The sequence below is a fragment of the Xylanibacter ruminicola genome (assembly GCF_900107775.1).
GTDB lineage: Bacteria > Bacteroidota > Bacteroidia > Bacteroidales > Bacteroidaceae > Prevotella > Prevotella ruminicola_C.
In genome coordinates this window covers 46,811-71,582 of sequence record NZ_FNRF01000006.1, presented here as the reverse complement: position 1 = coordinate 71,582, position 24,772 = coordinate 46,811, and the positions used below count along the sequence as shown (strand labels likewise).

Below are 24,772 nucleotides of genomic sequence, written 5' to 3'. Positions count from 1 at the left end.
GGGTTTTGAATTAATTCACCGATTTGGGGGAGCTGTGAAAAGGTATGGATATCATCACTTTTTCTAAAACTGTCAACGCAATAGCAAAATTTTACAATATAATTTGTTTAATTGAAAATTTAGTGTTACCTTTGCGGCGGATATTAGCAGTATAAGTGTACTAAATGATATATTACTCAATCATTATACCACTATTGTTGGCAACCTTTTTGGCATTCTTTATTATACCGCGTATTATTATGGTAAGTGTGAAGAAAGAACTGATGGGCGAGGAAACAGTAGTGCGCGACGGTAAAATTAGGCGAAGAGTTCCCAGATTCGGGGGCGTTTCGTTATTCCCTATTCTTGTGGTTAGTGTCGGCTTGCCCTTGGCATGCACCTTCTTCTTGAACGACCAGTTCTCGACAAACGCCGAGAATAGCGCCTATTTTGTGCAGTTTATGATGATGATTACTGGACTGACAGCCATGTATCTGGTAGGTGTGATGGACGATCTAGTTGGCGTGTCGCTCAAGTCGAAACTCGCGATAGAGTTTCTGGCGGCGTTGCTGATACCGCTATCGGGGCTGCGTATCGACCACCTGGACGGTTTGTTGGGCTTGTACGAGTTGTCGTCGTGGATTAGTATTCCACTTACAGTGATAGCTGTGTTGTATGTGTCGAATACCGTATCGATGCTGGATGATATTGATGGCTTGGCTTCGGGTATGGCCATAATTGTTTTCGGTGTGATGGCAGTTTTGTGTGCGTTAGCAGAACAGTATCTGTTGTTGATGGTATGCGTGGCCATGGTGGGTTTGTTGGTACCGTTCCTGTTCCGAAATGTGATGGGATGGCGAGTGGGCTGGCGCAAACTCTTCTTTGGTGATACCGGTGGACTGACGATTGGCTACCTGATGGCTTACGTGGTGATTGCTATAAGTAGGATGGGGGGAAAGGAATTGCCCTTGGGCATTGGTATGGCCTGCTTTGGTACACTGCTGATACCGATGTTTGATGTGATGCGTGTGGGCATTACCCGATTGGTAAACGGCCGAAATGTGTTTTTGAGTGGCGATAGAAATCATATACATCACCGACTGATGCAAGCGGGATTGCAGCCCAAACAGGTATTGGTGGTGGTACTGTTGATTACATTTGAATTTATATGCCTGAACATGTGGGGCGTATGGAATGGATGGGATCTGTCGTTGCTGTTAGTGATTGATGTTTCGGCCTGGCTCCTGATGCAGGTTGTGATTATGTATTATAAAAATCGTGCAGGGAGGGAAAGATGCTGAATTATATATTTGACATATTGATTAAGGCTGGGGCAGATGTGGATGCCCTGAAACTGACGTATGCGTCGGCTGTACCTTTCATACTATCGGCTTTGTTAGGTTGGTTGTTTGTGCCCAGAGTATTGCTGATTAGCAGAAAGAAGAAACTGTATGATATTCCGGATGCGCGAAAGGTTCATAAGCGTCCAATCCCCCGATTGGGTGGCATTACATTCTTCCCGGTACTGCTGATGAGCTTCTGTTTGTCGATCGGTATCTGGATGCTGATGCACCTGTATGGCGGTTTCTCGCAAGTGTATATCCTGATAGCACGCTTTATCTTGTTGGCCGTTGGTATGATGATTCTCTACCTGACCGGTGTGGCTGATGATTTGATAGGCGTTTCGTATAAGGCTAAGTTTGTGGTGCAGATATTATGCGCCTTGCTGTTCCCTTTGTCGGGCTTGTGGATCCATGATTTGTCGGGACTGTTCTGGTTGCATGAGATTCCTGCCTGGATAGGCATGCCGCTCACCGTATTCCTAGTGGTTTATATCACCAATGCCATTAACCTGATAGATGGTGTGGATGGACTGGCATCGGGCCTCTGTTCGATTTCGCTGTTTACTTTAGGTATGGCTGCAGTCATCAAAGCGCAATATCTGTTCTGTATGATTTCGTTCAGTATGCTGGGTGTGCTGCTGCCTTTCTGGTTCTATAATGTATTTGGCAATGCTGAAAAAGGTAAGAAGATATTTATGGGCGATACGGGTAGTCTGACGTTGGGCTATCTGTTGAGCTTCCTGTTGGTATATATGGCCAGTCTGGATAAAATGGGATTCCCCAGAGGTATGTTGCTGATGGGCTTCTCGACCATGATTATCCCGCTGATGGATATTCCACGTGTGATGTTGGCCAGAATGCGTGAAGGCAGGAATCCGTTTACGCCTGATAAGAACCATATCCACCATAAGCTGATGCGAACAGGTATGAAGCCATTCTGGACAATGGTTACGCTTTTGGTAGTGACGGTGTTCTTGATTGCCTTTACTGTGATCAGTGTATTATGGGCGATACGGGTAGTCTGACGTTGGGCTATCTGTTGAGCTTCCTGTTGGTATATATGGCCAGTCTGGATAAAATGGGATTCCCCAGAGGTATGTTGCTGATGGGCTTCTCGACCATGATTATCCCGCTGATGGATATTCCACGTGTGATGTTGGCCAGAATGCGTGAAGGCAGGAATCCGTTTACGCCTGATAAGAACCATATCCACCATAAGCTGATGCGAACAGGTATGAAGCCATTCTGGACAATGGTTACGCTTTTGGTAGTGACGGTGTTCTTGATTGCCTTTACTGTGATCAGTGTAAAGCTGGAGGTGGATAAAACGTTGGTTCTGCTGATTGATATCTTCTTGGGTGTTATGCTACATCTGACTATCGATCACTTTATTGCGAAGAAGGAAAAACAGAAGAAATAATAAATCCCCGGCCAAGCGGCTGGGGATTTATGTTGTTAGTTCTCATAATCAATCTCGTGGTCGAGTTTGGAGAGGAAGTCTTCGTAAACGTCCTGCTCGACATCGCCCATCTGGAATTCCTTTTCGGCATCCTTGCGGATCTCGGCAATCCAGGCGCGGCGGGCTCTGACGTAGTCCTCACGAATGCGCTCACAGGCGGCCTCGTCGAGTTCTTCGAGCTGGTAGTAGTCAAGAATCATCTGGTAGCTCCAGGCCCAGCGGTAATCGCTGTAGTTGTTGTTGATCTCAACAAAGCGGTCGAGCACCTCGTGGATATTGTCGAAGGCGCCATTCTTGATATCCTCGACCAAGCGCTGCTCTTCGCTCTCGGGCAACAACAGTCCGCTCATGTCGATCCAGCGACCCTTGCCAACCTCGGAGGTAGGAGGAAGGAGGAAGGAGGAAGGAGATATCTTTTGCTGGCGTTTGAGTACGGCACCCATATAGATGCGCAAAGCGATGTCGTAGTACTTTAATCCCTTACGCAGCGAGCTGGCATTGATTACATACTCGTGGAAATTATAGGTAGTGACGTTATCACCTGAAGCATGGCGTAGATCCTTCAAGATCTGGATGCCCTGCATAATCTCGCCCACAGTGAAAGGTGAGAGCCAGTCGAAATTGATGATACTCTTACGCGACTGCTTAGAACGCTTATCGCGCTTGGGCCATTTCTTGATATCACGATATAGTCCCACGGTGGTGATGTTACGACCTGGCACCAGATAGCAATCGTCGCCGTAGGCCAACAGGTAACTGAATGGCAGATTGCGGGTGTCGGGGTGGTGCATCAGCTTACCGAAGCACACCGAGAAAGCACCGATAGTGGCAGGCATGAGCACATAAGCGCCCGAGGCGGTCTTGGTGCCGCGCTCCAGCGTACCATAGTGCATGGGTCCCATCTTATAAGCGTGGTTTGAGAAGTTGGTGTTTGAGCCTGCGTTATAGAACGAGAACTCGCCGCCAATCAGCAGTGAACTCTTATGGTGAGAGGCTGAGAACGGGCCGCAGAAGGCAGCACATGCCTCGCCATTGGCCATAAACGAGTTGGCAAAGAAGAGGCTGGCCTCGGCGGTAAAACCATTGGTAATCTGACAGGCCTCGCCCACAAAGCAATCCTGCATTTTTACCGAATTGTTGATGGAACAGCCATCGCAGATAATCGAATTCTCGCAGATGACACCGGTGCCGATAAACACAGGGGCATCCATCGAGCTCATCACCGTACACTCTGAGAGGCGTGCTGCACCGCTAATCTCGCAGTCGCCTTTGATAATGGTGTTGGTGATATCCTTGGCGTTGATAATCTTTACGTTGTTACCGATATAACCGCGATCGGGGCGCGACACACGCAGCTCGTCCTCGATCATCTGCTGGAGGGTTTGCTTCAGGTTCTTGTCGTTGTTATGTTTCACCATGAACGACGCCAACTGTGAGTTCAACTCGCGGAAGATGGTTACATTGCCATCGCCCATCTCGTTGAGCACCGAAATCACTGAGCCTTCACCATAAGTGGCATCATCGGTGGTTTCGAGCGTACATATATTAGATATGTAACAGTCGTTACCGATGGTGTAGTTATTGATGTAGTTGCCAATCTTTTCGATGAGGCAGTCGTTACCTACCGTGACATTACGCAGGGTGGCATCGTTGATACCAGAGTGCTTGGTAAAGCCCTTGCTTACCTCGACCATCTTGTTGAATGCGCCTAAGCGGATGTCGCCATAGAACATCACACGATGGAAGTTGTACGGTTTAAAGTTCTCGTCGACTAAAACACGTTGCCAGTCCTCTGCCCAGCACACATTGTTCTCCAAAACGTCGATTTCGTTTTGGGTTAGTTGTCTGTAATTACTCATAATCTTGATATAAAAAGTCGTTATAGGGGTATTTCTGCACATGCAGCTCACGTACTCGTTTGTACAGAATGTCGCGCAGTGCATCAATATTATCCTTTTGTTTGGCCGAGATGAACAGGCACTCTAAGTAGTGCTGGTTCTCGCCCGTGCGAGCCATCCAGGTTTTCTCGAGGTCGTCGAGAGTCATGTTCTCCTTGGTGGCTGGTGTCAGGTCGTCCTCCTCTTTCTCCACCCAGGTATAGGCATCAATCTTGTTGAATACCAACATGGCGGGCTTATCGGCACAACCTAACTCTTTTAAGGTCTCCTCGACCACACGGATCTGATCCTCGAAGTCGGGGTGGGAGATATCTACCACGTGTACCAGCAGGTCGGCCTCGCGCACCTCGTCGAGGGTGCTCTTGAACGATTCTACCAGATCGCTGGGCAGCTTGCGGATGAATCCAACGGTATCGGCCAACAGGAAGGGCAGGTTATCGATGGTCATCTTACGCACGGTGGTATCGAGTGTGGCAAAGAGCTTGTTCTCGGCAAACACCTCGCTCTTGGCCAGCAGGTTCATCATGGTGCTCTTACCCACGTTGGTATAACCTACGAGGGCCACACGAATCAGGCGACCGCGATTCTTACGCTGGGTGGTTTTTTGCTTATCGATCTCGGCCAGACGCTGCTTCAACAGGGTGATGCGCTGCAGAATGATACGACGGTCCATCTCCAACTGGGTTTCACCAGGTCCGCGCAGTCCTACCGAACCTTTTCCGCCACCTGAACCGGAGCCACCACCCTGGCGCTCCAAGTGGGTCCAGAGTCGCTGCAAGCGGGGGAGCATATAGCGATGCTGTGCCAGCTCTACCTGGGCCTTGGCCTCGGCTGTCTGGGCGCGCATGGCAAAGATATCGAGAATAAGCGAGGTGCGATCCAGAATCTTAACTTGTAGCTCCTTTTCGATGTTGCGCATCTGCTTGGCGCTGAGCTCATCATCAAAAATGACCATACCTACTGGCTGTGGCGCATTCGACTCGTCGAGCAAACCCTCGGCAAACAGCGAGGCATCCTGTTGATCGAGCCACTCATCGTAGGCATCCTGGCATTGCTTGATATATTCCTTGATTTCCAGCAGTTTACCGCTACCTACATAGGTGGTTTGACTGGGTCCACCCACTTTCTGGGTGAATCGCTTCACGGTTACAGCCCCGGCTGTATCTGCCAGGAACTCGAGTTCGTCGAGATATTCCTTAGTCTTGGCCTCGTTCTGTTCCTTGGTAATGAGTCCCACCAGTACGGCAGTCTCTGCTTTCGCTTCTGATATTACAAATTCTTTCATATTGGGCACAAAGTTACGAATAAGTGCGTAAAAATCACTAAAAATCCATGTTAATCCGTGTTAATCCGTGCCTAAAAAGAATATTTCGTTGTATTTTTGCACGGAAATAGAAATAAACTTAAAAACAAATAGTGTATGAGAGTAATTATTCAGAGTGACTATCAGAAAATGTCACAGTGGGCTGCTAACCACGTTATTAAGCGTATCAACGAGTTCAATCCAACCCCCGACCACAAGTTTGTGCTGGGATTGCCAACCGGATCATCGCCAGTAGGTATGTATAATGCACTGGTTGAGGCTAATCGCGCCGGTAAGGTGTCGTTTAAGAATGTGATTACCTTTAATATGGACGAGTATGTAGGTCTGCCTGAGGCTCATCCTGAGAGTTATCATGCCTTTATGGCCCGCAATCTGTTTGATCATATCGACTGCCCTCAGGAGAATATCCACATTCTGAATGGTAATGCGCCTGACTTGCAGGCTGAGTGCAAGCACTACGAGGAGATGATTAAGCAGGCTGGTGGCATCGACCTGTTTATCGGTGGTATCGGTCCTGATGGTCATATTGCCTTTAACGAGCCCGGTTCATCACTGCGCAGCCGCACCCGTATGAAGACACTGACTACCGACACTCGTATTGCTAACAGCCGTTTCTTTGGTGGTAAGCCAGAGAACGTGCCTGCCCACGCACTGACCGTAGGTGTTGGTACCGTGATGGATGCCCGCGAGGTGATGATTCTGGTGAATGGTCATGGTAAGGCTCGCGCTATGCAGGCTGCTGTTGAGGGTGCTGTAAACCACATGTGGACCATCTCGGCTCTGCAGATGCATGAGCACGGTATCATCGTGAGCGATGAGGAGGCTGCTGATGAGCTGAAGGTTAGCACCTATAAGTACTTTAAGGATATCGAAAGCGACCAGCTTTTGTAATATTAAACATTAAACATTAAATATTTTGAAGAAAATATTTTTATCAATAATGCTGGCGTCATCAGTCCTTTGTTGGGCTGATGACGTTCGTGTTTCATCACCTAACGGGAGTTTGGTGGTGACAGTGAGTGATGCAGAAGGAAAACTGAGTTATACGGCTACCCTTGATGGTAAGCAGATGTTGGCACCATCGGCCTTGGGTTTGCAAACCAGTCTGGGCGACCTGACTAAGGAATTGTCAATTGTAAATTCTCAATTGTCAACTGTAGCTAATAGCTACTCGATGCGTGGCACTAAGGCCTCGAAGGTGGATTACAAGGCCAATGCCTTGACCATCAATCTGCAGAACAAGGATGGTGTAAAGTTCAGCATCCTGTTCCAGGTATCTGACAATGATATCGCCTACCGCTACCAGATGTCACGACAGACTATCCGTCGCCGTGAGTACAAGCGTGTGCGTATTCTCTCAGAGGTGAGTGGCTTTAACTTCCCTGAGGGTACCACCACCTTTATCTCACCACAGATTGGTCCGGAAACTGGTTGGGAGCAGACCAAGCCTTCGTACGAGGAGGGTTACTCTAACGATGCCCCCATGGACAAGGCTTCGCAGTATGGTCATGGCTATATCTTCCCAGCGCTGTTCCATCTGCCTACTGGTTGGGCACTGGTGAGCGAGACGGGTGTGACAGGTGGCTATTGCGGTAGTCATCTGAGCGACTATCAGGCTGGTAGCGGTTATACTGTGGCTTATCCCGATAAGGGTGAGAATAATGGTTTTGGTATCGACCACGCTGCTATCCCCCTGCCTGGCGAAACACCATGGCGCACCATTACCTTGGGCAGCACTTTGAAGCCAATCCTGGAGACAACTATCAGCTACGATGTGGTTGAGCCCCGCTATCAGGCATCAACTGACTACAAACCAGGACGTTATACCTGGAGTTGGCTGATTGGTCAGGACAACTCGATTAACTACGACGATCAGGTGCGTTTTATCGATCTGGCTTCGGCCATGGGTTTTGAGTACTGTCTGGTGGATAACTGGTGGGACCAGAATATTGGTCGCGAGCGTATTGCCGAACTCTCGAAATATGCCCAGAGCAAGGGTGTACACCTGCTGATGTGGTATAACAGTAATGGTTTCTGGAACGATGCCCCACAAACCCCACGCAACTGCATGAACACCGCCATTGCCCGCGAAAGGGAGATGAGCTGGTTGGAGAGCATTGGTGTAAAGGGTATCAAGGTTGATTTCTTCGGTGGCGACAAGCAAGAGACCATGCAGCTGTATGAGGATATCCTGAGCGATGCCAATCGTCATGGTTTGCAGGTGGTGTTCCATGGTTGTACCGTGCCCCGTGGCTGGGAACGTATGTATCCTAACTTTGTGGCTTCGGAGGCTGTGCTGGCTTCGGAGAACCTGTTCTTTGGCGAGGGTGCTACCATCAGCGAGGGTTTCGATCTGACGTTGCATCCCTTCTGTCGTAATGCCACAGCCTCGATGGACTGGGGTGGTATTATCATGAACAAGTTTATGTCGACCGATAACAAGAGTCGCCACTCACGAAAGACTACCGATATCTTCGAACTGGCTTCGGGAATTACCATGCAGACCTCGGTGCAGTGTGTTGCCATGCAGCCAAACAACCTGCAGGAGCTGCCCCAGTTTGAGATGGACTTTTTGCGCGAGTTGCCCACCACTTGGGAGGAGACACGCTTTATTGATGGCTATCCCGGCAAGTATGTGGTGATGGCACGTAAAGCCACTAATGGCAAGTGGTACATCGCTGGTTTGAATGCCCAGAAAGAACCACTCGCACTGACTCTTGATTTGAAGGCATTTGGTGACCTGACTAAACTGCTTGTTGACGATAAGCAGATGCAGCCAGTACAGACAGCCTTGAAGAAAGATAAGAAGGGAAAGATAAAAGTCGTTATTCAGCCGAATGGCGGAATGATTATTAAATAATATCAAGGAGCATTTTTTTTATTAAGAAATGCTCCTTTTTATTTGCAAATGTCGCAAATAATACCTACCTTTGCGGCTGAAATAATTATTATTATCAATATTTTATTATTAATGAAAACTAAATTTTTACTGACTATCGCAGCCATGGCACTTGGAATGAGTGTCCAGGCTAAGGATTTCAAGTACGTCACCGTTCCCGGCGACAAGATGCAAACCCGTATGTACACATTGGATAACGGCCTGAAGGTGTTCCTGAGTGTGAACACAGAGAAACCACGTATCCAGACTTATATAGCCGTACGTACAGGCTCAAAGAACGACCCTGCCGAAACCACAGGATTGGCTCACTATCTGGAGCACCTGATGTTTAAGGGCACCAAGCAGTTTGGTACAAGTAACCCAGAGGCTGAGGCCCCATTGCTGGCTGAGATTGAGCAGCGCTACGAGGCTTATCGTAAGCTCACCGATCCTGAGGCTCGTAAAAAGGCATATCACGAGATCGACTCAGTGAGTCAGGTGGCTGCCAAGTACTTTATTCCTAACGAGTACGACAAGCTGATGGCTGCTATTGGTGCTGAGGGTACCAACGCCTACACTTCGAACGATGTGACTTGCTATACCGAGATTATCCCATCGAACGAGATTGATAACTGGGCAAAGATCCAGGCCGATCGTTTCCAGAATATGGTGATTCGTGGTTTCCACACTGAGCTGGAGGCTGTGTACGAGGAGTATAACATCGGACTGACCAGCGACAGTCGTAAGCTGTTCGCAACCCTGAGCAAGTTGTTGTGGCCTAACCATCCTTATGGCATACAGACCACCATCGGTACCCAGGAGCACCTGAAGAACCCATCAATCACCAATATCAAGAACTACTTCAACAAGTGGTATCGCCCCAATAATGTGGCAATCTGTATGGCTGGTGATTTTGATCCTGATAAGACCATCGCTATCATTGATAAGTACTTCAGCAGTTGGAAGCCAGGTGCTGATGTAAAGCAGCCAACCTTTGCACCACTGCCAGCTCTTACACAGCCCAAGGATACTACCATCGTAGGTCCAGAGGCCGAGCGTGTATGGATGGCTTGGCGTGCTAAGCAGGCCAACGCCCTGCAGGCTGATACCTTGCAGCTGATGGAGGATGTGCTGAGCAACGGTCGTGCCGGACTGTTCGATCTGGATTTGAACCAGACCATGAAGGTACAGAGCGCCAATGGTGGTTGCGAACTGTTGAGAGACCATAGTGCTTTCTTCCTGATGGGTACCCCAAAGCAGGGTCAGAGTCTGGAAGAGGTTCGTAGCTTGATGCTGGCCGAGATCGACAAACTGAAGAAGGGTGACTTCCCCGAGAACCTGTTGCCCAGCATCATCAACAACAAGAAGCGTAGCTACTATCAGCGTCTGGAAAGCAACGAGGGTAGAGCAGATATGTTCGTGGATGCCTTTATCAACGAGGTTGACTGGAAACAGGAGGTTGAGAGCATCGACCGTATTTCGAAGATTACCAAGCAGGAGCTGGTTGACTTTGCCAACAAGTTCTTTACCGATGGATATGTAACCGTATTCAAGAAGCAGGGTGTTGACAGCCTGCAGAAGAAGATTGATAAGCCTGCCATCACCGCCATCCCTACCAACCGCGACATGATGAGTCAGTTTGTGAAGGATGTACAAAATGCTGAGGTAGAGCCCATCCAGCCACGATTTGTTGACTTTAAGAAGGATCTGACCATCGCTAAGCTGGGTAAGAGTCTGCCTTTCTACTACGTGAAGAATAACGATAACGGTTTGTTCAATTTGGTATTCTTCTACGAGTTTGGTCAGAGTGCTGATAAGCGCTACGATGTAGTGGCTGATTATATTAAGCTGCTGGGTACCGACAAGCAGAGTGCCGCTGAGTTGAAGCAGAAGTTCTATGAGCTGGCTTGCGACTGGTCGATGAATGTAGGTACTGAGAATATCACCGTTAACCTGTCGGGTTTGAACGAGAATATGCCTGCAGCACTGGCTCTGCTCGAGGACCTGTTTAAGAATGCCAAGGTAGATAAGGCCGCTTACGATCAGATGGTGAATCTGACTTTGAAGCGTCGTAACGATACCAAGAAGAGTCAGGGTGCCTATTTCTCACACCTGTATAGCTATGCTACCGTTGGCGAGCGTAATGCTTATCGCGACCTGGTAAGCGAGCAGGAGTTGAAAGATACCGATCCACAGGTATTTGTTGATCTGCTGAAGGGCTTGAGCAATTACACCCATAAGGTGGTTTACTTTGGTCCGATGAGCGAGAAGGAGGCTGTTGCTGCTATTGCTAAGGCTCACCGCCCAGCCAAGAAGCTGGCTGCTATCCCTGAGAACAAGCCATACCTGAATGCACCTGCTACCCAGAACGAGGTTCTGATTGCACCTTACGATGCTAAGAACATCTACATGCGTATGTACCACAATGAGGGTCGTAGCTGGAATCCTGATGAGGCTGCTGTACAGGAGGTATTCAACGAGTACTATGGTGGCGGTATGAACGGTATCGTATTCCAGGAGATGCGCGAGGCTCGTGGTCTGGCTTACAATGCCTACGCTTACTATGCTCAGCCCAGCTGGAAGGATCGTAAGGAGTTCTTTATGACTCATATCATCACCCAGAACGATAAGATGAGCGATTGTATTGCACACTTTAACGAGATTCTGAACAATATGCCTGCTAGCGAGGCAGCCTTTAAGATTGCCAAGGATGCTGTTACCAAGCAGATGGCCAGCAACCGCACTACCAAGATTGGTATCTTTAATGCTTATCTGAGTGCTCTGCGCCTGGGTCTTGACTGCAGTCTGGATGAGATTATCTACAAGAACCTGGATAAGGTAACCCTGCAGGATATCGTGAACTTTGAGAAGCAGCAGATGGCCAACAAGCCATGTCGCTATATCATCTTAGGCGATGAAAAGGAACTCGACATGAAGACACTCGAGAAGATCGGTCCTGTGAAGAGACTGACTACCGAAGAAGTTTTTGGATATTAAACATGAAAGATTAAACATTAAACGTTGATTAAACAAATACGATTATGGCTAAGACAGTTGAATTTAAGTATGCGCCCATGTTCCAGGTGGGTGAGGACAAGACGGAATACCGCTTGTTGACAAAAGAAGGCGTAACAACCGCCGAGTTTGAAGGAAAGCAGATCGTGAAGGTTAGCAAAGAAGCCCTCACTCTCTTGGCCCAGCAGGCTTTCCACGATGTGGAGTTTATGCTGCGTCGCGAACATAACGAACAGGTGGCTAAGATCCTGACCGATCCCGAGGCCTCTGAGAATGATAAGTATGTAGCCCTGCAGTTCCTGCGCAATGCCGAGGTGGCTTGCAAGGGTATCCTGCCTTTCTGTCAGGATACAGGTACTGCCATCATCCATGGTGAGAAGGGACAGCAGATATGGACTGGTTTCGAGGATGAAGAGGCTCTGAGCCTTGGTGTGTTCAACACCTTTACTCAGGATAACCTGCGCTACTCGCAGAATGCGCCTCTGAACATGTACGACGAGGTGAACACCCGTTGTAACCTGCCTGCACAGATTGATATCGAGGCAACAGAGGGTGCTGAGTATAAGTTTGTGATGGTAGCTAAGGGTGGTGGCTCGGCCAACAAGACCTACTTCTATCCCATGACCAAGGCTACTATCCAGAACGAGGGTACACTCATCCCATTCCTGGTAGAGAAGATGAAGAGTCTGGGTACAGCTGCATGTCCTCCATACCACATTGCATTCGTAATCGGTGGTACATCAGCCGAGAAGAACCTGCTTACAGTTAAGTTGGCTTCTATTAAGTTCTACGATGGTCTGCCTACAACAGGTGATGAGACTGGTCGTGCTTTCCGTGATATCGACCTGGAACAGAAGCTGATTAAGGAGGCTCAGAAGATTGGTCTGGGTGCCCAGTTCGGTGGTAAGTACCTGGCTCACGATATCCGCGTGATCCGTCTGCCACGTCATGGTGCCAGCTGTCCTATCGGTATGGGTGTAAGTTGCTCGGCTGACCGTAATATCAAGGCTAAGATCAATGCCGATGGTATCTGGTTGGAGAAGATGGACTCTAACCCAACAGAGCTGATCCCTGAGGAGCTGCGCAAGCCAGGTGAGGGTGGTAAGGGTATCGAGATCGACCTGAACGAGGGTATCGATGCTGTACGTGCCGAGCTCTCTAAGTATCCTGTAAGCACCCGTGTAAACCTGAAGGGTACCATCATCGTGGCTCGTGATATCGCTCACGCTAAGCTCAAGGCTCGTCTGGATGCTGGTGAGGGTATGCCTGAGTACTTCAAGAAGTATCCTGTGCTGTATGCTGGTCCTGCTAAGACTCCAGAGGGCTATCCTTGTGGTTCGATGGGTCCAACTACCGCTAACCGCATGGACCCATACGTTGATGAGTTCCAGGCTAATGGTGCATCGCTGGTGATGATTGCCAAGGGTAACCGCTCAGACGTTGTGACCGAGGCTTGTAAGAAGCATGGTGGTTTCTACCTCGGAACCATCGGTGGTGTAGCCGCTGTTCTTTCTAAGAGCTCTATCAAGAGCATTGAGTGCGTAGAATATCCAGAACTGGGTATGGAGGCTGTATGGAAGATTGAGGTTGAGGACTTCCCCGCATTCATCCTGGTTGACGATAAGGGTAATGACTTCTTCAAGACCCTGAAGCCGTGGACACCTTGCGCAAAATAACACTGTTCGCATTTGTGTTGCTGGTGGCAATTGCCACCAGCGCACAAGAGCGAAAACCTTGTGTACTAAACATCCCCACTGATAAAGCTAAGACCCGCGGGGTGCTTAGCTGTCCCGTTCAAGATTGGGATCCGCAGACAGTGTATCGTCAGGCTGTGGTGCTGATAACCTTTGCCGATTGCGATTTTTCGATGGAGGATCCTGCCGCCTATTACCAGCGTTTGTTTAATGAGAAAGGCTATAACGAGGGTTATGGTTTAGGCTCAGTGGCTGATTATTTTCGCGATCAGTCAGGTGGACTTTTTAACTTGCAGTTTGACATCTATGGCCCTATTAAGGTCAGCATCAGCGCAAAAGGTTCTTATAGTAACTATGGCTTTAATGCTATGGAAGAGGCTTTGGCGGCATTGGATACCTTGACCACTCAAGACTTCTCTGTTTACGATTGGAATGGAGATGGTGTGGTTGAACAGATGCTGTTTGTGGCAGCTGGTCTTTGCGGAAACCAGGCTTCGGGTTACATTTGGCCTAACACAGATTATACTACTCTTAATGCCCCAGGAAAAAAGGAAATGGTGAATACCTGTATAACTTGTGAACTGTGGAAAGACAAAACACTATGTGGTATTGGTACCATTTGCCACGAGTTTGCCCATTGCTTAGGGTTGCCTGATATCTACCCTACTAGTAGTTCAAGCTATTTCTCGGTGGTGGATGAGTGGGACCTGATGGATGGGGGAAACTACACCAACAAGGGTTGGTGCCCACCCAACTTTTCGGCCCTAGAGAAAATGCTCTTGGGGTGGGGTGCACCTACCGAACTGACAGAACCCACTACTATCACAGAAATGAAGCCTGTAAGTGAGGGAGGAACAACCTATTTAATTCGTAACTCAGGCTGCACAAACGAGTACTATCTGCTGGAGAATCGAAGACAAACTAACTGGGATTATGGTATTCCTGGCAATGGCTTAGCAATTTTTCATGTAGATTACGATCAGGAAAGGTGGCATTTAAATGAAGTAAATATCGCTGATACCCTTTTCCGTTACGATTTGTTCCATTCGGATGGTAAGGACTATAAGGAGTGGGATCCTGATAATAATGGTAAGAATTTGGGAAAATATACCATGGACGACTGGTTGCGTAACAGATACCTGAGTACCTCGACTTATCCCTATACCAATCCTGAAACGCAGTTGATAAACGATGTGCTGAATGATAGCAGTACACCTGCATCTACCGTGTATAATAAGAATGCTGAAGGTGCCCTGCTGATGTCGAAGGCTATTACCAATATCCGTATTGCTGATGATGGTACGGTATCATTCGACTTTATGGGTGGCACATTGGGCATTCAACCGATTATCGAGGTAACGGATACTGATAATCGTTGGTACGACCTGCAAGGGCGCCAGCTACAAGGCGAACCACGTCAGAAAGGTGTGTATATCCATAACAGAAAAAAGGTTGCCCGATAACTCGAGCAACCCTTTTTAACTGTCAACTATCAATTTCTAAAAATCAGTCCTTCGCCATATTCATCGATGATGATAGGTTTGGTGCGATCAACCTCGTCGGATAGAATCTTCTTCGACAGATCGTTGAGCACGAACTGCTGGATGGCACGCTTAACAGGACGTGCACCAAAGTCGGGATCGTAACCCTGCTCGGCCAGATAGTCGATGGCCTGCGGTGTACACTCTAAGGTGATGCCCTGAGGTGCCAGCATATCGGTTACCTTCTTCATCTGCAACTTCACTACGTCGGCAATCTGTTCCTTGGTAAGTGGTGTAAAGGTGATAATCTCATCAATACGGTTCAGGAACTCTGGGCGCATGGTGGCTCTGAGCTGCTCACGGGTAGCGTTAGAGGTCATGATAATGATGGTGTTCTTAAAGTTGGCGGTACGTCCCTTGTTGTCCGTCAATCGTCCATCATCCAGCACCTGTAACAGGATGTTGAACACATCCGGATGGGCCTTCTCAATCTCATCGAACAGCACTACCGAGTAAGGCTTGTGGCGCACGGCCTCGGTGAGTTGTCCACCCTCGTCGTAGCCTACGTATCCTGGAGGTGCACCAATCAGTCGGCTCACGCTGTATTTCTCCTGATACTCGCTCATGTCGATACGCGTCATCATGGTCTCGTCGTTAAACAGATAGTCGGCCAGGGTTTTGGCAAGCTCTGTTTTACCTACACCTGTGGTACCAAGGAAGATGAAGCTGGCGATAGGACGCTTAGGATCCTGCAAGCCAGCACGACTACGGCGCACAGCATCAGATACGGCAATGATGGCTTCGTCCTGACCAATCACACGCTTGTGCAACTCGTCCTCCAGGTGCAACAGCTTTTCGCGCTCACTCTGCATCATCTTGGTTACGGGGATACCTGTCCAGCGGCTTACCACCTCGGCGATGTCATCGGCGGTAACCTCTTCGCGAACCAGAGAGTTATCGCCTTGGGCATTGGCCAGCTGACTCTGGATATGTGCAATGTCGTCCTCAAGTGCTTTCAGTTTCGAGTAGCGTATCTCGGCTACCTTACCATAGTCGCCCTCGCGCTCAGCACGCTCTGCCTCCAGCTTCAGGTTCTCAATATCCTGTTTGTCCTGTTGGATTTTGTTGATGAGTTGGCGCTCGCCTTCCCACTTGGCACGGAACTGGGTCTCCTGCTCCTTTAGTTCGGCAATGTCCTTATCCAGCTGTGATATCTTCTGGGTATCACCCTCGCGCTTAATCGCCTCGCGCTCGATTTCGAGCTGAGCCAGACGACGGGTTATTTCATCGAGCTCCTCAGGAACCGAGTCACGTTCCATGCGCAATTTGGCTGCGGCTTCGTCCATCAGGTCGATAGCCTTGTCAGGCAGGAATCGCTCACTGATATATCGCTCTGAGAGTTGTACGGCAGCGATACAGGCATCGTCCTGGATACGTACCTTGTGGTGGTTCTCGTAACGTTCCTTTAAGCCTCGCAGAATACTGATAGCACTCAGCTCATCGGGTTCATCTACCATCACGGTCTGGAATCGGCGCTCCAGGGCCTTATCCTTTTCAAAGTATTTTTGATACTCGTTCAGTGTGGTGGCACCAATGGCGCGCAGCTCGCCACGTGCCAGGGCTGGCTTCAGAATGTTGGCTGCATCCATGGCACCCTCGCCACCACCTGCACCTACCAGGGTGTGAATCTCGTCGATAAACAGGATGATGCGGCCTTCGGCTTTGGTCACCTCGTTGATCACACTCTTCAGGCGCTCTTCAAACTCACCTTTGTACTTGGCACCTGCTACCAGCGCACCCATATCCAGCGAGTAAAGCTGCTTGTCCTTCAGGTTCTCGGGCACATCGCCACGCACAATACGACCAGCCAGTCCCTCAACGATGGCAGTCTTACCCGTACCAGGTTCACCTATTAAAATAGGGTTGTTCTTGGTGCGGCGACTCAGAATCTGCAGTACACGACGAATCTCATCGTCGCGACCAATCACAGGGTCTAATTTTCCTTGGCGTGCCAAATCCACCAGGTTCTTGGCATATTTCTCCAGGCTCTGGTAGTTATCATCGGCACTCTGCGATTGTACCTTCTGTCCCTGGCGCAGTTCCTGGATGGCGGCCTGCATATCCTTCTCGGTACAGCCGGCATCCTTCATGATGCGCGAGGCAGTAGAATTTACTTTCAGCAGGGCGAGTAGGATAGGCTCTACCGAAACAAACTCGTCGCCACCTTTCTGGGCCACCTCTTGCGCGCGCACGAGTACATTATTACTATCACTGGAGAGATAAGGCTGACCAGCACCCTGTACTTTGGGCAGATGCTGTATCTCCTGATCTACCAGTAACTCTATCTGCTGGGCATTCACACCCAACTTCTGGAAGATGAAGGTGGTTACATCCTTCGCCTTCTCTATCACACCTTTCAGTATGTGTACAGGTTCTATCACCTGCTGACCATTCATCTGGGCTGCGTTCACCGCCTGCTGAATGGCCTCTTGTGCTTTAATTGTAAACTTGTCGAATGTCATAATATGCTCCTTTCTTTTTTAATGTTTAATCTTTAATGTTTAATGTTCAAAGCTTGTGCCGAGGGAATAAATGCTGACAAATTGGCATTGATATATGTCTGTTTGTCGCAGTACTCCTGAAAATCCATATAAATGTGGATTGCTCAAGTTGCAAAAATTGCGTACCTTTGCAGCGCAATTAAGAACATAAGTTGTAAAATTGATGAATAAGAAGATTGTTTTCGTGCTTTTGGCACTGGGTGGCCAGCTTACTGCATTGGCCACCCCTTCGTGTCGTATTGACACTGAGGAGCTGAGCGATTCAAGTAAGGTTATCGACCTTGATGAGGTTGTGGTGGTATCGCAACCCAAGGAGCAGGTGCGCCTGCGCCTTCAGCCAGTTAGTAGTAATGTGTTTGGTAGTGAGCAGTTGCAGCAGTTGCATGTTCACGATTTGAGTCAGTTGTCGCAGTATGTACCATCGTTTGTGATGCCATCGTATGGTTCGCGCCTTACCTCGTCGATGTATGTACGTGGTATTGGTTCACGTATCAACAACCCTGCAGTGGGTGTGTATTACGATAACATCCCCCTGATGTCGAAGTCGGCTTTCAACAACCATTTCTATATGTTGGATCGTGTAGATGTGCTGCGTGGTCCTCAGGGTTCGCTCTATGGTCAGAATACCGAGGGTGGACTGGTACGTATCTATTCTAAGAATCCGATGTCGTATCAGGGTACTGATATCCGTTTGGGTATCGGCACTGGCTTATATAGTCATGTAGAGGTGGCACACCACCATCGTCCCAGCGACAAGTTCGCCTTCACGGTGGCTGGTTTCTATAGTGGTCTGAAAGGCTTTATCAACAACCAGAACTTCGACCAGAAGAACGACCTGACCAACGAGGCTGGTGGTAAGCTGCGCCTGATCTATGCTCCCAACGAGAAGCTGAAGTTCGACTGGACAGCCGATTACCAGTATGTAAACCAGAATGGTTTCGGCTATGGTGAGTTCCAGCCTTTTGAATGGAGTTCGGTAAAACCTTATACCATGAAGCCTGATGATCCTTCAACCACCATCATGAATGGCTACAAGCGTAACATGTTCAACACAGGTCTGAACATTGGTTACGAGACAGATGCCTTGCTCTTTACCTCAACTACCAGCTATCAGTACCTGAACGACCTGATGCTGATGGACCAGGACTATATGACAGGCGATTATCTGCAGCTTCGTCAGGCTCAGAAGATGAACGCCATCACTCAGGAGTTTGTGCTGCGTAGCAACAACAAGGGCTTGATTCGTCAGATTTTCCCCAGTCGTTGGCAGCATGCTACAGGTTTGTTCGCTTCGTACCAGTGGCTCAACACCAATGCTCCTGTACTCTTTGGCGATGGCATCACAGGTCCTATCGGCAATGCGATTGCCAATGCCATGAAGAACTCTATGCTTCAGGGTATGATTGGTCGCTTTATGGGGCAGGGAATGAGTGCTGAGGCTGCTAGGGCTGCTGCTCAGGCTGCAGTAGATAAGATGGGCGTAACCATGACTGCCGAGATGGCTGTGCCTGGTGAGTACAAAACTCCAAGTTGGAACTTCGCCGCTTTCCACGAGAGCAACATCCTGTTGGGCGACAACTGGAAACTTACCCTTGGTTTGCGCTTTAATATAGATAAGGTGAAGATTGAGTACGATGCGCTGGCCTATATGAACATGACTGGTGGTACTGCTAATGCTACTGCTACCTATCACCTCACATCGCATGTACAGGACAGTCGTTCTAAGAGCTACACCCAGCTGTTGCCAAAGGTTGGACTTACCTATACCTTCGACGAGAATATCGGTAATATCTATGCATTGGTATCAAAGGGTTATCGTGCAGGTGGCTACAACTTCCAGATGTTCAGCGATGTGCTGCAGACAGAGTTGAATGCGCATCAGCAGGATGCCATGCGTGGCGACTACGATGTGGAGCACACTGCTGCCGACTACGATGCTATCAACGAGACCATCGCCTACAAGCCCGAGGAGAGCTGGAACTATGAGATTGGTACCCACCTGAACCTGTTTGATGGTAGCACCCACTTCGATCTGGCTCTGTACTACATGCAGATTCGCAACCAGCAGCTGTCGATCATGGAGCCAAACAGCAACTATGGTCGTATCATGGTTAATGCTGGTAAGAGTCACTCATGCGGACTCGAGGCTACTCTGCGTGGTAAGGCTATCGACAATGCACTCGATTGGGCTATGACCTATGCCTATACGCGTGCCATTTTCGATGAGTACGACGATTACAAAGACAACTATGTGCCCTTCGTACCTCAGCATACGCTGAGCGCTATGGTTGACTGGCACATCGGTAAGTTTACCGTTGGTGCCAACATGAATGGTCAGGGTAAGATCTGGTGGGATGAGGCTAACACCTACGCACAGAAGTTCTATGCTGTAGCTGGTGCTCATGCCGATTACGACTTCGGCCCAGTGCTGGTTTCACTCTGGGGACGTAACCTCACCAATACGCACTACAATACGTTTGCCGTTGCATCGAGTGCTGTAGGTGGAACTCACTACTTTGCTCAGCGAGCAACACCTATCCAACTGGGATTTGACGTAAACATTCACTTCTAAGCATAAAAAAACCTCGCCAATTGGCGAGGTTTCTTTGTGCTATATAAACCTTATACTTTATTAGCCTTTTTACGCTGGTCGTGATCCAGAATCGTTTTGCGCATACGCATCGACTTTGGTGTTACCTCTACCAGCTCATCGCTCTTGATGTACTCCAGGCACTCCTCCAGACTCATGACGGTCTTTGGAATAATGCGAGCCTTATCATCAGTACCCGATGCACGTACGTTAGTAAGCTGCTTAGCCTTACATACGTTTACTACCAGGTCGTTATCGTGAACATGCTCACCTACTACCTGACCCATGTAAACATCCTCACCTGGATCGATGAAGAACTTACCACGGTCCTGCAGCTTATCGATAGCATAAGCAAAGGCGTTACCAGTATCCATCGAGATCATCGAACCATTTACACGGCGCTCAATCTCGCCCTTGTATGGCTGATACTCCTTAAAGCGGTGGGCCATGATAGCCTCGCCCTGACTGGCTGTGAGCACATTGGTACGCAGTCCGATAATACCACGTGATGGGATATCGAACTCGATGTTTACACGCTCGCCCTGGCTCTCCATCGATGTCATCTCACCCTTACGACGGGTTACCATATCAATCATCTTAGATGAGAACTCCTCGGGCACGTTGATGGTGAGCTCCTCAACAGGCTCGTGCTTTACACCGTCGATCTCCTTGTAGATTACCTGAGGCTGTCCAACCTGCAGCTCGTAGCCCTCGCGGCGCATGGTCTCAACCAGCACTGAGAGGTGCAGCACACCACGTCCTGATACAATCCACTTATCGGTGCTATCCTCGAAAGGTGTCACACGCAGGGCCAGGTTCTTCTCCAGCTCCTTCTCCAAGCGGTCGTTAATATGGCGCGATGTAACAAACTTACCCTCCTTACCAAAGAAAGGCGAGTCGTTAATCATAAACAGCATCGACATGGTAGGCTCGTCGATAGCGATAGGAGCCAGTGGCTCTGGGTTCTCCAGGTCGCAGATGCTATCGCCAATCTCAAACTTATCCAGTCCGATGACAGCGCAGATGTCGCCACACTCCACCTGTTCGGTATGTACGTGTCCCATACCCTCAAAGGTGTGCAGCTCCTTAATCTTGGTCTTTTCCATGGTGCCATCGCGGTGTGCAATGGTTACCTGCATGCCATCCTTCAGGGTGCCACGGTGTACACGACCTACGGCGATACGACCCTGATAGCTCGAGTAGTCGAGTGATGTGATGAGCATCTGGGGTGTTCCCTCCTCCTGCTTTGGGGCAGGGATCATCTCTACGATTTTATCAAGCAGATAAGTGATATTGTCTGTTGGTTTCTGCCAGTCCTCACTCATCCAGCCGTTCTTAGCCGAACCATAAACCACGGGGAAATCCAACTGCTCCTCGGTGGCATTGAGCGAGAACATCAGATCGAATACCATCTCGTAAACCTCCTCAGGGCGACAGTTAGGCTTATCTACCTTGTTAACTACAACGATAGGCTTCAGTCCGATTTCGAGTGCCTTCTGCAGCACGAAACGGGTCTGAGGCATAGGACCTTCGAAGGCATCGACCAACAGCAAGCAGCCATCGGCCATGTTGAGCACACGCTCAACCTCGCCACCGAAATCCGAGTGTCCTGGAGTGTCGATGATATTGATTTTAACGCCTTTCCAATTGATACTGACGTTTTTTGAAAGAATGGTGATACCACGCTCGCGCTCCAAGTCGTTGGCATCCAGTACCTGATTGCTGAGATTCTGTCCGTCACGGAACAGGTGTCCAGCCAGCATCATCTTGTCCACAAGGGTTGTTTTTCCGTGGTCAACATGAGCGATAATTGCAATGTTTCTGATATCCTGCATACGAAAATACTTAAATTCGGGTGCAAAGTTACAAAAAAATAGGCACGGATTACACGGATTACGCGGATTTTTTAATAAATATCACAAAAAAATATCAAAAATCAGTGTTAATCCGTGAAATCCGTGCCAAAAAATTTGGAGGAATGGATAAATTGTTGTAATTTTGCAGCCGCATTTCGGAAAATCCGGAGCATTTGACGACGTAAACCCACTGGTGATTAGGCGGGAATCGCGTTTGAAAAATGTTATTGCAACAATTTTTTAATCACATTAAATTATGTATTTAGACAAGGCAAAGAAAGAGGAGATCTTCGGTCAGTACGGTAAGAGCACTACTGATACTGGTTCTGCAGAGGCTCAGATTGCACTCTTCAGCTACCGTATCTCTCACCTGACAGAGCACCTGAAGAAGAATCACAAGGACCACAACACTGCACGTTCACTCACCATGCTGGTAGGTAAGCGTCGTAAGTTGCTGAAGTACCTGTACAATAACGATATCAATCGTTATCGTGCTATCATCAAGGCTCTGGGTCTCCGTAAGTAATATTCGTACTTACAACCAAGAAAAGAAAATCCCCATCTCAATCGAGGTGGGGATTATTTTTATGTTGCTGAAGGATTAGGCATCGGCAAAAACCTTACCGTCTTCGAGTGTAATCTGCAGTTTGGTGTACTCCGAGTGGAAATCGTTTTTCAGACGGTCAAGATAGCGGGCGCACTCCCATTTGCACATGGGTAGATCGTGCAGCAGATAGTTGCCACAAGCCTCGGGACGTGTTGCAGGCACCTCGTCCTGTGTCAGTATCCACTCCAGGCACTCCATCGTCAACTGGCGCATGTCCTCAACGGTGTATTCACCCGTCATAATGATGTACATACCTGTGAGGCATCCCATTGGACCCACATATACCACATCCTCTTTGGCGCGCGAATTGCGGAACCAGGTGGCCATCAGGTGCTCAATGCTGTGGATGGCAGCAGGGGCAACAGCAGGCTCCTTGTTGGGCTCGGTAATGCGCAAATCAAAAGTGGTAAAACCTTTATTCACACGCGATACGTAGATACCTGGTTTCAGGTGCGTGTGGTCAATCGTAAAACTCTGTATAACTTCCATTCAATTTTTACATTTTTACATTTTTCAATTTTTACATTCTTCTACAGGCTTTCGATAAAAGTCTTGGTGGTGATGAATGATTTCTCGGCCACGGTATCCCAGAAGTTGTGGTATTGCGAGGCATCGGTGTCGCGCAAGGGGATATCGCTGATCACACGGAACGAGATAAAGGGCACCTTATAGATGTGGCATACCTGCGCGATGGCACAGCTCTCCATATCCACAGCCTTGGCCTCGGGGAAGTGACTTACTATCTCGCGCATTTTTTCCTTTGAATCCACAAACCAGTCGCCTGTAACAATCAGTCCGGGCTTGGCACCTGCCAGCTGGGCTTTCTCAAGCAGATAGGGATCAGCCTGATAACGGGCTGGCAAACCCTGCACCTGACCATATACGGTGTTCTCGTCGATAGCGTAACCACAATACACATCGTGGTAGGTCAACTCCGAACTAACCACTACATCCTGTAGATTGATATCATCGCCATTACCACCAGCGCAACCACTCGAGATAATCACGTCGGGCTTGTACTGGCGAATCATCTCTACAGCCTGGATAGCGGCATTTACAGTGGCAATACCACTCTTCTGCAGAATCACTTGATCTTCGGGGAATAATGGACGGAGCTGCTCCAGTTCCTTGTCCATCGCTACGATCATTCCAACCTTCATACTTTAAATATTAAACATTAAAGATTAAACATTGCATTTTTGCATTGTTACATTGTTACATTTTTACATTGCGCTGGCGCACTGCTTCGTACATCAGGATAGCAGCACTAACGCTGACGTTCAGCGAGTCTAAACGGCCCAGCATGGGTATGCGGATATGGGCATCGGCGGCCTCTCGCCACTGGTTGGTAAGGCCCGTGCTCTCGGTGCCCATCACAATGGCGGTGCCCTGTGTCATATCGTAATCGTAATACTCGTACGAATCCTGTAACTGGGCGGTGAGAATCTTGATGCCGTGCTCCTTAAGGAAGGCAATACACTCCTGCGACGAACAAACGGCTGTGGGCACGCAGAACACGCCACCGATACTGGCACGAATCACGTTAGGATTGTACATATCCGTCAGTGGGTCGCACACTATCAGCGCATCAATACCAGCGGCCTCGGCACTACGCAATATAGCACCCAGATTGCCAGGCTTCTCCACGCTCTCAAGAACAACCACAAGAGGAGCTTGTTTTTGGAGGAAGGAGGAGGGAGGAAGGAGTAAGGAGGATAAACTGTGCTCCTTGCACTTTACTACAGCTATAACCCCTTCGGTACTACCTCTGTAAGCCATCTTCTCATATACTTGTGACGTTACGAGAATATCAGAAGATGATATATCCTTCCTCCTTTCTCCTTCGTCCTTTCTCCAAAACGTTTCCACCACCTCGTAGCCACAGGCTTTGCAGTGTTCTATCTCGCGCTGGCCCTCAACCACAAACAGCCCCTCCTCACGGCGGAGCGACGACTTTTGTTGCAGGGCTACTACGTGCTTAATCTTGGCGTTTTGTACGCTTGTAATGATAGTTTCTTCCATATTTTGCTGCAAAGATACGAAATTTTAGGCACGGATTACACAGATTACACAGATTTTTTTTAATT

At 48.7% G+C, this 24,772-nt stretch carries 17 protein-coding genes; 10 read left to right on the top strand and 7 right to left on the bottom strand.

Annotation, left to right across the window (positions count from 1 at the left end; all coding sequences use genetic code 11):
* The first annotated feature begins 248 nt into the window (after positions 1-248).
* The 3 genes from BLU97_RS14105 to BLU97_RS14095 are packed head-to-tail and all read left to right on the top strand — an operon-like array spanning position 249 to position 2,742.
* The gene (locus BLU97_RS14105; RefSeq protein ID WP_175456392.1) at positions 249-1,280 is read left to right on the top strand and encodes an MraY family glycosyltransferase; all 1,032 of its coding nucleotides are present in this window, start codon (positions 249-251) and stop codon (positions 1,278-1,280) included.
* The gene (locus BLU97_RS14100; protein WP_254771735.1) at positions 1,274-2,347 is read left to right on the top strand and encodes an MraY family glycosyltransferase; all 1,074 of its coding nucleotides are present in this window, start codon (positions 1,274-1,276) and stop codon (positions 2,345-2,347) included. The genes BLU97_RS14105 and BLU97_RS14100 overlap by 7 nt, the downstream gene beginning before the upstream one ends.
* A complete protein-coding gene (locus tag BLU97_RS14095) occupies positions 2,326-2,742 on the top strand; it encodes a hypothetical protein (protein ID WP_175456391.1) in 417 nt (138 codons plus the stop codon). The genes BLU97_RS14100 and BLU97_RS14095 overlap by 22 nt, the downstream gene beginning before the upstream one ends.
* A gap of 35 nt (positions 2,743-2,777) precedes the next feature.
* Here the strand turns inward: BLU97_RS14095 and BLU97_RS14090 are convergent, their stop codons facing one another.
* Together BLU97_RS14090 and hflX are read right to left on the bottom strand one after the other, a co-directional pair.
* Entirely contained in the window at positions 2,778-4,640 is a 1,863-nt protein-coding gene (locus BLU97_RS14090) for a DUF4954 family protein (RefSeq protein WP_074762122.1), read from the bottom strand.
* Positions 4,633-5,964, bottom strand: coding sequence for a GTPase HflX (gene hflX, locus BLU97_RS14085; RefSeq protein ID WP_074762121.1), 1,332 nt, complete (start codon positions 5,962-5,964; stop codon positions 4,633-4,635). The genes BLU97_RS14090 and hflX overlap by 8 nt, the downstream gene beginning before the upstream one ends.
* Positions 5,965-6,099: 135 nt before the next feature.
* Here hflX and nagB point away from each other — a divergent pair, with 135 nt between their 5' ends.
* From nagB to BLU97_RS14060, 5 genes are all read left to right on the top strand, one after another.
* Positions 6,100-6,894, top strand: coding sequence for a glucosamine-6-phosphate deaminase (gene nagB / locus BLU97_RS14080; RefSeq protein WP_074762120.1), 795 nt, complete (start codon positions 6,100-6,102; stop codon positions 6,892-6,894).
* Between the two features lie 49 nt (positions 6,895-6,943).
* Positions 6,944-8,863 (top strand): glycoside hydrolase family 97 protein, encoded by a 1,920-nt coding sequence (locus BLU97_RS14075; protein ID WP_139209050.1) that lies wholly within the window; start codon positions 6,944-6,946, stop codon positions 8,861-8,863.
* Positions 8,864-8,974: 111 nt separating this feature from the next.
* Positions 8,975-11,878: a M16 family metallopeptidase gene (locus tag BLU97_RS14070; RefSeq protein WP_074762118.1), complete on the top strand. Its 2,904-nt coding sequence runs from the start codon at positions 8,975-8,977 to the stop codon at positions 11,876-11,878.
* Between the two features lie 44 nt (positions 11,879-11,922).
* Complete coding sequence (locus BLU97_RS14065; protein ID WP_074762117.1) at positions 11,923-13,572, top strand: fumarate hydratase; 1,650 nt, start codon at positions 11,923-11,925, stop codon at positions 13,570-13,572.
* Positions 13,560-15,053 carry a M6 family metalloprotease domain-containing protein gene (locus BLU97_RS14060; RefSeq protein ID WP_139209047.1) on the top strand — a complete coding sequence of 498 codons (1,494 nt, stop codon included), beginning with the start codon at positions 13,560-13,562 and terminating at the stop codon, positions 15,051-15,053. The genes BLU97_RS14065 and BLU97_RS14060 overlap by 13 nt, the downstream gene beginning before the upstream one ends.
* Before the next feature lie 29 nt (positions 15,054-15,082).
* Here the strand turns inward: BLU97_RS14060 and clpB are convergent, their stop codons facing one another.
* Positions 15,083-17,593 (bottom strand): ATP-dependent chaperone ClpB, encoded by a 2,511-nt coding sequence (gene clpB, locus BLU97_RS14055; RefSeq protein WP_074762115.1) that lies wholly within the window; start codon positions 17,591-17,593, stop codon positions 15,083-15,085.
* A gap of 202 nt (positions 17,594-17,795) precedes the next feature.
* Here clpB and BLU97_RS14050 point away from each other — a divergent pair, with 202 nt between their 5' ends.
* Complete coding sequence (locus BLU97_RS14050) at positions 17,796-20,204, top strand: TonB-dependent receptor (RefSeq protein ID WP_254771734.1); 2,409 nt, start codon at positions 17,796-17,798, stop codon at positions 20,202-20,204.
* 50 nt (positions 20,205-20,254) lie between these two features.
* On the opposite strand, the gene typA is transcribed toward BLU97_RS14050, so the two are convergent.
* On the bottom strand, positions 20,255-22,057 hold the full coding sequence (gene typA / locus BLU97_RS14045; RefSeq protein WP_074762114.1) for a translational GTPase TypA: 1,803 nt from the start codon (positions 22,055-22,057) through the stop codon (positions 20,255-20,257).
* A 277-nt stretch (positions 22,058-22,334) separates the two neighbouring features.
* Here typA and rpsO point away from each other — a divergent pair, with 277 nt between their 5' ends.
* Positions 22,335-22,604 (top strand): 30S ribosomal protein S15, encoded by a 270-nt coding sequence (gene rpsO, locus BLU97_RS14040; protein ID WP_013063513.1) that lies wholly within the window; start codon positions 22,335-22,337, stop codon positions 22,602-22,604.
* A 75-nt stretch (positions 22,605-22,679) separates the two neighbouring features.
* Here rpsO and BLU97_RS14035 read toward each other — a convergent pair whose 3' ends face one another.
* From BLU97_RS14035 to BLU97_RS14025, 3 genes are read right to left on the bottom strand one after another with little or no spacing between them, the layout of a single operon-like run.
* Positions 22,680-23,174 (bottom strand): S-ribosylhomocysteine lyase, encoded by a 495-nt coding sequence (locus BLU97_RS14035; RefSeq protein WP_074762113.1) that lies wholly within the window; start codon positions 23,172-23,174, stop codon positions 22,680-22,682.
* 41 nt (positions 23,175-23,215) lie between these two features.
* Positions 23,216-23,845, bottom strand: coding sequence for a 5'-methylthioadenosine/S-adenosylhomocysteine nucleosidase (gene mtnN, locus BLU97_RS14030; protein ID WP_074762112.1), 630 nt, complete (start codon positions 23,843-23,845; stop codon positions 23,216-23,218).
* A gap of 55 nt (positions 23,846-23,900) precedes the next feature.
* Positions 23,901-24,707, bottom strand: coding sequence for a TrmH family RNA methyltransferase (locus BLU97_RS14025; protein ID WP_074762111.1), 807 nt, complete (start codon positions 24,705-24,707; stop codon positions 23,901-23,903).
* Between the last annotated feature and the right edge of the window lie 65 nt (positions 24,708-24,772).

Excerpts from the sequence above, each read along its gene's own strand:
- BLU97_RS14025 (WP_074762111.1), bottom strand. The coding sequence starts at position 24,707 with ATGGAAGAAACTATCATTACAAGCGTACAAAACGCCAAGATTAAGCAC.
- clpB (WP_074762115.1), bottom strand. The coding sequence starts at position 17,593 with ATGACATTCGACAAGTTTACAATTAAAGCACAAGAGGCCATTCAGCAG.
- BLU97_RS14075 (WP_139209050.1), top strand. The coding sequence starts at position 6,944 with ATGCTGGCGTCATCAGTCCTTTGTTGGGCTGATGACGTTCGTGTTTCA.
- typA (WP_074762114.1), bottom strand. The coding sequence starts at position 22,057 with ATGCAGGATATCAGAAACATTGCAATTATCGCTCATGTTGACCACGGA.
- BLU97_RS14050 (WP_254771734.1), top strand. The coding sequence starts at position 17,796 with ATGAATAAGAAGATTGTTTTCGTGCTTTTGGCACTGGGTGGCCAGCTT.
- BLU97_RS14065 (WP_074762117.1), top strand. The coding sequence starts at position 11,923 with ATGGCTAAGACAGTTGAATTTAAGTATGCGCCCATGTTCCAGGTGGGT.
- rpsO (WP_013063513.1), top strand. The coding sequence starts at position 22,335 with ATGTATTTAGACAAGGCAAAGAAAGAGGAGATCTTCGGTCAGTACGGT.
- BLU97_RS14100 (WP_254771735.1), top strand. The coding sequence starts at position 1,274 with ATGCTGAATTATATATTTGACATATTGATTAAGGCTGGGGCAGATGTG.
- hflX (WP_074762121.1), bottom strand. The coding sequence starts at position 5,964 with ATGAAAGAATTTGTAATATCAGAAGCGAAAGCAGAGACTGCCGTACTG.
- mtnN (WP_074762112.1), bottom strand. The coding sequence starts at position 23,845 with ATGAAGGTTGGAATGATCGTAGCGATGGACAAGGAACTGGAGCAGCTC.
- nagB (WP_074762120.1), top strand. The coding sequence starts at position 6,100 with ATGAGAGTAATTATTCAGAGTGACTATCAGAAAATGTCACAGTGGGCT.
- BLU97_RS14090 (WP_074762122.1), bottom strand. The coding sequence starts at position 4,640 with ATGAGTAATTACAGACAACTAACCCAAAACGAAATCGACGTTTTGGAG.
- BLU97_RS14070 (WP_074762118.1), top strand. The coding sequence starts at position 8,975 with ATGAAAACTAAATTTTTACTGACTATCGCAGCCATGGCACTTGGAATG.
- BLU97_RS14035 (WP_074762113.1), bottom strand. The coding sequence starts at position 23,174 with ATGGAAGTTATACAGAGTTTTACGATTGACCACACGCACCTGAAACCA.
- BLU97_RS14095 (WP_175456391.1), top strand. The coding sequence starts at position 2,326 with ATGGGCGATACGGGTAGTCTGACGTTGGGCTATCTGTTGAGCTTCCTG.